This is a genomic window from Halobellus rufus (genome assembly GCF_000739575.1).
GTDB lineage: Archaea > Halobacteriota > Halobacteria > Halobacteriales > Haloferacaceae > Haloquadratum > Haloquadratum rufum.
Genome location: NZ_BBJO01000080.1, coordinates 1 through 8718, shown reverse-complemented (window position 1 = coordinate 8718; position 8718 = coordinate 1). Strand labels below are relative to the sequence as shown.

Here is an 8718-nt window from a genome sequence, read left to right as displayed (position 1 = left end):
GACGACGTCGGCGTCGGGAGCGTCCTCGAAGACGGCGTCGGAGCCGACGACGATGCCGCTGTCGGCGGCGTCTCGCACGCCCGCCGCGACGGCCAGCGGCGTCGCCAGCCCGAGCGCGCACGGACAGGAGACGACGAGGACCGTGAGCCCCGTCAGGATCGCCGCCGTCGGCGGCGTCCCGGTGGCGAGGAGGCCGACCGCGGTGAGCACCGCCAGCGTCAGCACGAGCGGGACGAACACCGTCGCGAGCTTGTCCGCGAGCCGCTGTGCGCCCGAGCGCGACGACTGGATCTGCCAGAGCCGCTCGACGAGGCGGTCCAGCGTGCTCGCCGCGCCGTCGCCGACGTCGACGGTGATGGGTTCGTCGGTGACGACGGTGCCGCCGAGGACCTCGTCGCCGACCCCGCGCCGGTTCGGGAGCGACTCGCCGGTGACGAGCGACTCGTCGACAGCGGCGCTGCCCTCGACGACCGCGCCGTCGACGGGGACGCGCTCGCCGGGGCGGACGAGCACCCGGTCGCCAGATTCGAGGTCGTCGACGTCGACCGTCTCTGTCGAGCCGTCCCCGCGGAGCCGCGTGGCGTCCTCGACGCGCGCGCTGGTCAGCTCCGTCAGCCGGCTCGCCGCGCCGCGCTTGATCCGGTCCTCGTAGTAGTTACCGACGGTGACGACGAGCACGATCGCGACGCTCACGTCGAAGTAGACGTGGGTCCGACCCGCCAGCACCGCGCCGACGCTGAAGACGTACGCCGCGACCGCCGCCAGCGCCACGAGCAGGTCCATATTCGGCTGCCCGGCGCGCAGACTGACGTACGCGCCCCGCAGGATCGGATAGCCGGTGTAAAAGAGGACGATCGAGGACATCACCCAGACGTTGCCGAGGACGTAGAGGCCGTCGAACCCGCCGAGGTCGACCAGCGGCTCGAAGCCGAGGTACGTCGGGTAGAGGAACACGGCGTACCAGACCATCACCATCATCCCGAAGACGCCGCCGCCGATGAGGAACGTCGCGAGCCCCGCGCGCTCGTCCTCCGCGGTCGCCTCGGGGTCGTCGACGTCGTAGCCGTAGCGTCCGAGGCGCGCCCCCAGGTCGTCGACGTTGACCCGCTCGGGATCGTAGGTGACAGAGAGCATGTCCGTGGCGTAGGACGCCTCGGCCGCGTAGACGCCCCCGTCCGACGCGGCGGTGGACTCGATGAACGTCTCGCAGGTCGCACAGTGCATCCCGTCGACGGAGAGGTACGTCTGTTCGGCGTCCGCGGGCGCGTCGGCCCCGTCGTCGGCTGGGTCCGTGTCGGCGTCGCGTAACTCGGCTGCGAGTCCACTCTCCTCGCCCGCTGCGCCCTCGGCCGCTGCGCCGGCGGTCGGATCGTCGCCGCCGAGCACCCGCGCGACCTCCAGACAGCCGCGGCAGCAGTAGACGCCGGGGACGTCCTCGTCTGTCACCGGCGGGTCCGGCGTCGGCAGGTCGCAGTGGGTGCAGGTTCTCGGTTCGGTGTCTGCGGTCATAGTGCCGTCCTGTGGTCGTTCGAACGTTCGATCGTCGACCGGGTCGTAGGCGTCGCCCTGATCGAGAGTACCGACTGGCTCATCCGAGCGGCTGGAACACCGGAATCATCGGGTGAGGGAGGTGAATTCCGACGAGCATCAGTCCGTGCGCCAGCGGTAAATACCCCAACACGAGGAACGCCGCGCCGAGGACGCGGTGCAGCGAGCGACGACGCCCCGCCGACAGCGATCCCAGCGCCGTGCCGTAGACGAACAGCGTCGGGAACGTCCCCAGCCCGAGCAGCGAGAGCAGGAACGCCCCCCTGAGGGGATCTCCGATCGCGAACGCGTACAGGTACGCGGGGAAGGTGATCGGGCAGGGGAGGAACGCGTGGCCGAAGCCGAGCCCCGCGATCCGGGCGTCGCCGACGAGGGCGTCCACGCGGCTCGTGAGCGCCGTGCTGACGCGGGTGAACACCGCCGAGAGCCGGCCGGGCAGGCGGATCGTCCCTCCCGCACCGCCGCGGAGATACGAGACGCCGGTCACCATAATCAGCGCGCCGACGCCGACGCCGACGGTCGCCCGTACCCCGTTTCCGACGGCGACGACGGCGTCGGCGGCCCCGAACGCGAGCGAGCCGACGAGCGCGAGCACGGCCCCGACGACGGCGTATCCACCGGCTCTGCCGAGGTTGAACAGTGCGTGCTGTCTGACCTGCCTGACCGACAGCCCCTCGGCGCGCTCGTCGGTCGCTTCCAGTCGATCGGCGTAGACGCTGACGAGTGGGCCGCACATCCCGAGACAGTGCGCGCCGCCCAGCGCGCCGATGACGAGGAAGACCCCCGCCTCGACGTTGGCCGCGGCGAGTTCGCCGACGTCGACCGCGGCGAGCGACAGGGCGGGGACCGAAGATGAGAGCGCCACGTCGGATCAGAGCGTCTCGTCGCCGGTTCCGACGCCGTTGGCGTGGTCGCCGTGTCCCTCTCCGTGCGCCTCACCCTCCGTCGGCGACAGCAGGAGATACAGGCTCACGGCGATGATGACGACGTTCACCAGCGTGATTACGCCCGCCCACCAGGTGCGGAAGATCCCGAACGCGAGGACCGGGAGGAGCGCTAAGAGCGCGATCAGTCCCGCGCGTCGTGGCGTGAGTTCCATACGGAGACCTTCGGCCCCATGTGATTTGAAATTTCGCCGATTCTCACCGCGCAGGAATCCGGGGGGTCGTTCAAGGAAGTGGGATCGGTACGAAAGAGTATGCCAGCGGACGCGGAGACAGACACAGGTGACGTCGTTTCATCGTCGTCGGGTGGGCCCGGCGGGGACGGCCCGCCGGTCGCCGATCGGGATTCCGTCGACGACGACGGGTACGTGATCGGATCCGGCAGATCCGGAATCGTCAGGCGGATCGACCACGACGACTTCGATCCGGTCGGGACGCTCGTCCTCATCGCCATCTACATGGCGATCGTCGGCGTGATGTGGGTGTTTATGTACTTCGTCGAGTTCCTCGGCGGCGACCTCACGGTGATCGGGTGAGACGATGGAGATACACAAATACGAGAAAGTCTGGCTCGCGGGCGCACTGCTCCTCATCGTCGGCCTCATCGCGACCGTCTCCTACGGCGCGGTCGGGGCCGGGATCGAGATGGTCGGCGACGAGGGCGGACAGGTCGATCCCGCCTCGCTCGACGAGCACCCCAAGTTCGGCGAACCGGGGACGTACCAGACGGGTGAAGACGAGTACGACGTGTACGTGATCGCCCAGCAGTTCAGCTTCGAGCCGGGCACCTCCGAACCGATACGCGTGCCCGCGGACTCGACGGTGACGCTCCACGTGACCTCCGCGGACGTGATCCACGGCTTCGAGGTCGTCGGCACCAACGCCAACACGATGGCGGTGCCCGGACAGGTCGCGACGATCACCATCGAAGTCGACGAACCGGGCGAGTACGGGCTCCTCTGTAACGAGTACTGCGGCAGCGCCCACCACGCGATGGAGGGCAGCCTCGAAGTTGTCCCGCAGAGCGAGTGGAACGAGAGTATGGTGGTGAACTGAAATGGCGACCTTCGTCGATCGGTTCCCCGAAGAAGCGAAAGTTGTACAGGCCTCGTTCGCGGTCGCGTTCATCGCACTCGGGATCGGCGCGCTCTTCGGCGTGGTCCAGGCGCTGCACCGCACGGACTTCCTCCGGATCATCGACTCGGTGGATTACTACACGCTCCTGACGGCGCACGGCGTCCTCTTGGCGCTCGTGTTCACCATCTTCTTCCTCGTCGGACTGTTCACGTGGGCGGTCGCGCGGAGCTTCGACCGACCGCTGCCGGACATCCGGCTGACGTGGGCGTGGTTCGGACTGATGACGACGGGGGCGACGCTCGCCGCCGTCGCGATCCTGGCCGGTTTATTCCCCGAGATCCCGATGAGCGCGGACGTGCTGTACACGTTCTACGCACCGTTGCAGGCGCACCCGATCTTCTACATCGGGCTCGCGATGTTCATCATCGGCACGTGGATGGCCGGCGCGGACTGGTTCCTCGCCTATCGGGAGTGGCGCGGCGAGAACCCGGACGACCGCATCCCGCTGCAGGCGTTCATGGTGTTGACGACGATGATCATGTGGTTCGTCTCGACGATCGGCGTCGCCGTCTCCGTCGTGTTCTTCCTCATCCCGTGGTCGCTCGGGCTGATCGAGACGGTGAACCCGCTTCTCACCCGGACGCTGTTCTGGTACTTCGGCCACCCGGTCGTCTACTTCTGGCTGATGCCCGCGTACCTGCTGTGGTACACGGTGCTGCCGAAGCTCGCGGGAGGGCGGCTCTTCAGCGACCCGCTCGCGCGAGTCGTGTTCGTCCTGTTCGTCCTGCTGTCGACGCCGGTCGGGATCCACCACCAGTACCTCGACCCCGGCATCGCGGAGGGGTTCAAGTTCATCGCGATGACGAACACGATGTTCCTGCTCCTGCCGTCGCTGCTGACCGCGTTCACCGTCGTCGCGAGCGTCGAACACGGCGCGCGGCAGCGCGGCGGCGAGGGCTACCTCCGGTGGCTCGGCGCGCTCCCGTGGCGCGATCCCGCGTTCACCGGGATGGCGCTGGCCGGGCTGATGTTCGCCGCCGGGGGCTTCTCGGGGATGATCAACGCCGGGATGAACATCAACTACCTCATCCACAACACGCTGTGGGTGCCCGGACACTTCCACATGACCGTCGGAACCGCGGTCGCGCTGACGATGATGGCCGGGACCTACTGGCTGCTCCCGCAACTCACCGGAAAGACGGTGTACAGCCGACCGATCGGGCTGCTGCAGGTGGTGCTCTGGTTCGTCGGGATGGTGTTCATGTCCAACGCGATGCATCGCGGCGGCCTCCTCGGCATCCCGCGGCGGACCGCCGAACCGCAGTACCAGAACTTCGACTTCGCCACCGCGGTCGGCAGCGTCGGCGAGATCCAAGCGCAGATCGCTCTCGGCGGCGTGCTGCTGTTCCTCAGCGTCGTCATCTTCCTGTTCAACGTCGCGGCGACGTGGGCGCAGGACCGCGTCGACACGCCGGTCGACGACCGGATCCCGGAACCGCTCTCGTCGTCGAGCGGCGCGCCGCTCGTCCTCGACAACCTCGCGCTGTGGACCGCCATCGCGGTCGTCCTCGTCGTCCTCGCTTACACGCTGCCGCTCGCGAGCATCGTCACCGACGGCGGCCTGCTCGGTAACAGCCCGGCGTTCCCCGTCTCGATCTCCGTCCAGCCCGTCGTCGACGCCGCGCTCTCGACGCTCGAGAGCGCCGCTCCCGGCGTTCCGATCGACGTCCACTCGACCGACGCCGCAGTCGACCGCCTGACGGAGGTGATCCGCTGATGCGGCGGATGTCCCCGGCGCTGTTCCTGGTGCTGGTGGCGTTCACGGTCCCCGTCGCGGTCGAGCTGCGGACCGTGGCCGGGTTCTTCGGCGTCGACCTCCCGTTCGTCGCCGTCGTGATCGTCGAGCTCCTCCTGCTCGCCGCGATCACCGCGGTCTACGTCCTCGGTCGGATCTACCCCGACGACGACGAAGCCTCGACGACCTGACGTCGCCGCCGCACCGCGGGCGCGATGCGGCACCGAAACCCGCCGCGCCCTCTCGATCGCACAATCTCCCACTACACACGGCACCATCCCACCTAATGACCCACCGCTCGATCCGCCGTTTCGTGCCGTCGCCGAGCGCGGGAACGATCCGGACGCTGCTCGCGCTGCTCGCCGTCGAGACCGTCGCCGTGAGCGCCTACGTCCTCGCGAGCGACGCCGCCGTCCTCTCGCCGCGGCACCTCGCGTACCCGTTCGTCTGGATCAACGTCGCGGTCCTCGCCGTTCGCGCCGTCGACGTGCCGCTGCCGCGGGACCGACGCGCCGTCGGGGCCGCCGTCGTCGCCGCCGCCTATCTGCTCGTGCTCGCCCGGACGAGCGGTCTGATCGGGGTCGGCTCCGGCGGCGGGGTCTCGGTCCGGATCGCGGCGGCGATGCCCGGCTGGGGGCCGGTGCTCCTCGCCGACGGTCCCGTCGCGGTCGCGCTCGTCCCGTTCGAGACGATCGGCTACGTCGCCCTCTCCGTCCTCGTCTACGTGGGCGTCGCCCGCGCTGCGGCCGGCGTCCTTTCGGGGCTCGTCGGACTCGTGACCTGCGTCAGCTGCGTGGGACCGGTGCTCGCGGCGGTGCTCTCGGGACTGCTCGGCGGGGCGTCGACGGCGGCCGCGGGCGGCGCGTCGGCGACGCTGCTCGGCGTGACGACCGGGCCCTACGCGTACGACCTCTCAACGGGGCTGTTCGTGCTGACTGTCGCCGCGCTCTGGTCCCTGTTGCGGTGAGAATCAGGCGGACACTGGAGTCGGAGACCGCTCCCGGACGCGCTCAGTGCCAGCTGGTTTCTTCGAGCCGTTCGGCCAGCTCGCGCATCGCGTCGGTCTTCTCGTCGGCGTAGACCGGACAGGTGCGCGTCTCGTCGATCGTCCGGAGCACCGACTGCCGGAAGTCGTGCGTACAGGATGCCGTGAACGCGTTGCGGTGCGGACAGGTCGCACAGCACGCCGGAAACGGGAGATCGGTGCTCGTCATTGGATGGTATTTGCTACCATAGACCAGTAGGTAAGCGTTACGACGCCGCGCTGGGGGTTGGACGCGAGAAGCGAACCGGGTCCGGCGGGAAACCGGCTTCGGCGGAGTCAGGCGAAAATCAGGATCGCTGCGGGACGAACCGACGGACGGCCGCGCCGGTCGCGACCAGCACCGCGGCGAACACGACGGTCATCGCGAGTTCCGGGGGGAGCGCCCCAGCGCCGCCGGCGAGCGACGACAGCAGCGCGTACCCCGCCAGAACGGTCAGGAGGACGCCGAGCACGACGAAGACGCCGAGGGCGAGTTTGATGGGGTCGATGCCGATCGACCGCGTTTGGCGAGAGTGGCTCATTACGACTACAGATAGGCATCGAAAGGGTATATAACTGGAAAGCGGTTCTCAATCCTCGGGAACGGGCCTCGATCGCGACGAGGAGCCGTCAGTCGGCCGCGGCACCGCCGGCGTCGACGCCCGATCCGAGTCGCTCCTCGCGCGTTAGATAACACTGCGGGTCGGGTCCGAACACGTCGCCGCTGCCGGCCAGCGCTCGCAGGCGCGACCCGCCGCGGCAGATGTCCTGATAGCGACACGTCGCGCACCGTCCGGTGAGGTGGTCCTCCCGGTTTCGAAGCGCTCCGAGGAGCGGGTTCGACTCGTCCTCCCAGATCGCACCGAACGGGCGGTCGCGGACGTTGCCGAGGCTGTAGCCCTGCCAGAACTGCGTGAGATGGACGTTCCCCTGGTAGTCGACGTCGGCGACGCGCTCGCCGGTCGGGTCGCCGCCGTTGACTTCGAGGTACCGGCGGACAGCCTCGGCTCTCGCCTCGCCGAACCGCTCGCGGGCGAACTCGACGAGGAACGCGGCGTCGCAGTAGTTGCCGACGAGCAGCGTCTCGATCTCCTCGCCGTCGTCGTGGTACTCGAGCGTCGTCTCGCACAGTCGCTCGACCGCGGCGCGGCGGTCCGACGGGGAGAGGTCCGCGTCGGCGATCTCGCCGCCGCGGCCGCCGTAGTCGAGGTGATAGAAACAGAAGCGGTCGACGCCGACGTCAGAGAGCAGGTCGACGACCGGTTCCATGTCCGCGGCGTTCTTCTCGGTGATCGTGTAGCGCAGCCCCGTCTTCAACCCCGCGTCGAGGAAGTTCTCGATGCCTCGAACGGCGGCGTCGAACGCGCCGTCCTCGCCGCGGAACGCGTCGTTGCGCTCGGGCATCCCGTCGACGGAGACGCCCGCGTACTTCAGCCCGGCATCGCGGAGCGCGGCGGCGCGTTCCGGTGTCGCGAGCGTGCCGTTCGTCGAGAGCACGGGCCGGATGCCGACGTCGGCGGCGTGGGCGACGAGTTCTTCGAGGTCGTCGCGAACGAGCGGTTCGCCGCCCGAGAAGAGCACGACGGGGACGCCGTAGTCGGCGAGTTCGTCGAGCAGTTGTTTGCCCTCGGCGGTCGTCAGTTCGCCCGGCGCGGCGTCGAGGTCCGCGCCGGCGTAACAGTGCTGGCAGTAGAGGTTACAGCGGCGCGTGAGGTTCCAGACGACGACCGGCTTCGTCGTCCGCTCCTCGGTGATCTGCTCGCGCGTCGAGTCGCGACCGTCGTCGTACCGGAGCCCGTCGCCCTCGGCGTCGAGGTCGCACAGCAGTTTGCTGATCGAGATCATCGGTCCTCGCCCCCGCTCTCGCCGAACTCGCGTTCGGTGAACCGCGCGACGTCGTCGTCCTGACAGAGCCACAGCGTGTGCGCGCTCTGTCCGAACAGGTTCGCGGCCTGCTCGCGGGCGACCTCCGCGCTCGGCGCGGAGACGCTCCCGACGTGTCGCAGCGGCTCGCTCCGGTCCTCGCGGAGGAACACTTCCCACTCCGGCGTCGTATCGCCCCGCGGTTCGGTGATGCGCATTCTCGGTTCCTCGCTCATATCTCCGAACGTGTAGGTGGATCCCCGAACCTGTTCTGTCCGTTTTCGCCGAGTGGGAACGAGTGAGAGACCCTTAATACCGGAGTCCCAAGGGAGACCGATGGCACGAACCAGTCTCACGCGTCGGACGTTTCTCGGCGGTACCGCGGCGCTCACTGTCGGACTCGCCGGCTGCTCGGGCGGATCGGGGGGCGGCACCACCGACGGATCTGGGGGCGAATCCGGGGGCGG

12 protein-coding genes are annotated in these 8718 nt (G+C 68.9%); 5 read left to right on the top strand and 7 right to left on the bottom strand.

Annotated features, from left to right (window positions below; genetic code table 11):
* The 3 genes from ACP99_RS18770 to ACP99_RS18760 form a co-directional block, all read right to left on the bottom strand.
* A partial coding sequence (locus tag ACP99_RS18770; protein WP_156105809.1) for a heavy metal translocating P-type ATPase occupies positions 1 to 1509 on the bottom strand: 1509 nt, incomplete at its 3' end.
* Positions 1510 to 1588: 79 nt separating this feature from the next.
* On the bottom strand, positions 1589 to 2386 hold the full coding sequence (locus tag ACP99_RS18765) for a sulfite exporter TauE/SafE family protein (RefSeq protein ID WP_049988042.1): 798 nt from the start codon (positions 2384 to 2386) through the stop codon (positions 1589 to 1591).
* A 33-nt stretch (positions 2387 to 2419) separates the two neighbouring features.
* Positions 2420 to 2647 carry a hypothetical protein gene (locus tag ACP99_RS18760; protein WP_049988041.1) on the bottom strand — a complete coding sequence of 76 codons (228 nt, stop codon included), beginning with the start codon at positions 2645 to 2647 and terminating at the stop codon, positions 2420 to 2422.
* A gap of 99 nt (positions 2648 to 2746) precedes the next feature.
* On the opposite strand from ACP99_RS18760, the gene ACP99_RS18755 reads away from it, so the two are divergent.
* From ACP99_RS18755 to ACP99_RS18735, 5 genes are all read left to right on the top strand, one after another.
* Positions 2747 to 3028: a hypothetical protein gene (locus tag ACP99_RS18755; RefSeq protein WP_049988040.1), complete on the top strand. Its 282-nt coding sequence runs from the start codon at positions 2747 to 2749 to the stop codon at positions 3026 to 3028.
* A gap of 4 nt (positions 3029 to 3032) precedes the next feature.
* Positions 3033 to 3548: a cytochrome c oxidase subunit II gene (locus ACP99_RS18750; protein ID WP_049988039.1), complete on the top strand. Its 516-nt coding sequence runs from the start codon at positions 3033 to 3035 to the stop codon at positions 3546 to 3548.
* Between the two features lies 1 nt (position 3549).
* Complete coding sequence (locus ACP99_RS18745) at positions 3550 to 5346, top strand: b(o/a)3-type cytochrome-c oxidase subunit 1 (RefSeq protein ID WP_081927593.1); 1797 nt, start codon at positions 3550 to 3552, stop codon at positions 5344 to 5346.
* The gene (locus ACP99_RS18740) at positions 5346 to 5555 is read left to right on the top strand and encodes a hypothetical protein (protein ID WP_049988038.1); all 210 of its coding nucleotides are present in this window, start codon (positions 5346 to 5348) and stop codon (positions 5553 to 5555) included. The genes ACP99_RS18745 and ACP99_RS18740 overlap by 1 nt, the downstream gene beginning before the upstream one ends.
* 95 nt (positions 5556 to 5650) lie before the next feature.
* Positions 5651 to 6331, top strand: a complete 681-nt coding sequence (locus tag ACP99_RS18735) for a DUF7546 family protein (protein ID WP_049988037.1) — start codon at positions 5651 to 5653, stop codon at positions 6329 to 6331.
* 43 nt (positions 6332 to 6374) lie between these two features.
* On the opposite strand, the gene ACP99_RS18730 is transcribed toward ACP99_RS18735, so the two are convergent.
* From ACP99_RS18730 to ACP99_RS18715, 4 genes are all read right to left on the bottom strand, one after another.
* The gene (locus ACP99_RS18730; protein WP_049988036.1) at positions 6375 to 6578 is read right to left on the bottom strand and encodes a hypothetical protein; all 204 of its coding nucleotides are present in this window, start codon (positions 6576 to 6578) and stop codon (positions 6375 to 6377) included.
* A gap of 118 nt (positions 6579 to 6696) precedes the next feature.
* Positions 6697 to 6930 (bottom strand): hypothetical protein, encoded by a 234-nt coding sequence (locus tag ACP99_RS18725; RefSeq protein WP_049988035.1) that lies wholly within the window; start codon positions 6928 to 6930, stop codon positions 6697 to 6699.
* Between the two features lie 88 nt (positions 6931 to 7018).
* The gene (locus tag ACP99_RS18720) at positions 7019 to 8233 is read right to left on the bottom strand and encodes a TIGR04347 family pseudo-SAM/SPASM protein (protein ID WP_049988034.1); all 1215 of its coding nucleotides are present in this window, start codon (positions 8231 to 8233) and stop codon (positions 7019 to 7021) included.
* Positions 8230 to 8487: an Htur_1727 family rSAM-partnered candidate RiPP gene (locus tag ACP99_RS18715; RefSeq protein ID WP_049988033.1), complete on the bottom strand. Its 258-nt coding sequence runs from the start codon at positions 8485 to 8487 to the stop codon at positions 8230 to 8232. The genes ACP99_RS18720 and ACP99_RS18715 overlap by 4 nt, the downstream gene beginning before the upstream one ends.
* Positions 8488 to 8718: the final 231 nt, after the last annotated feature.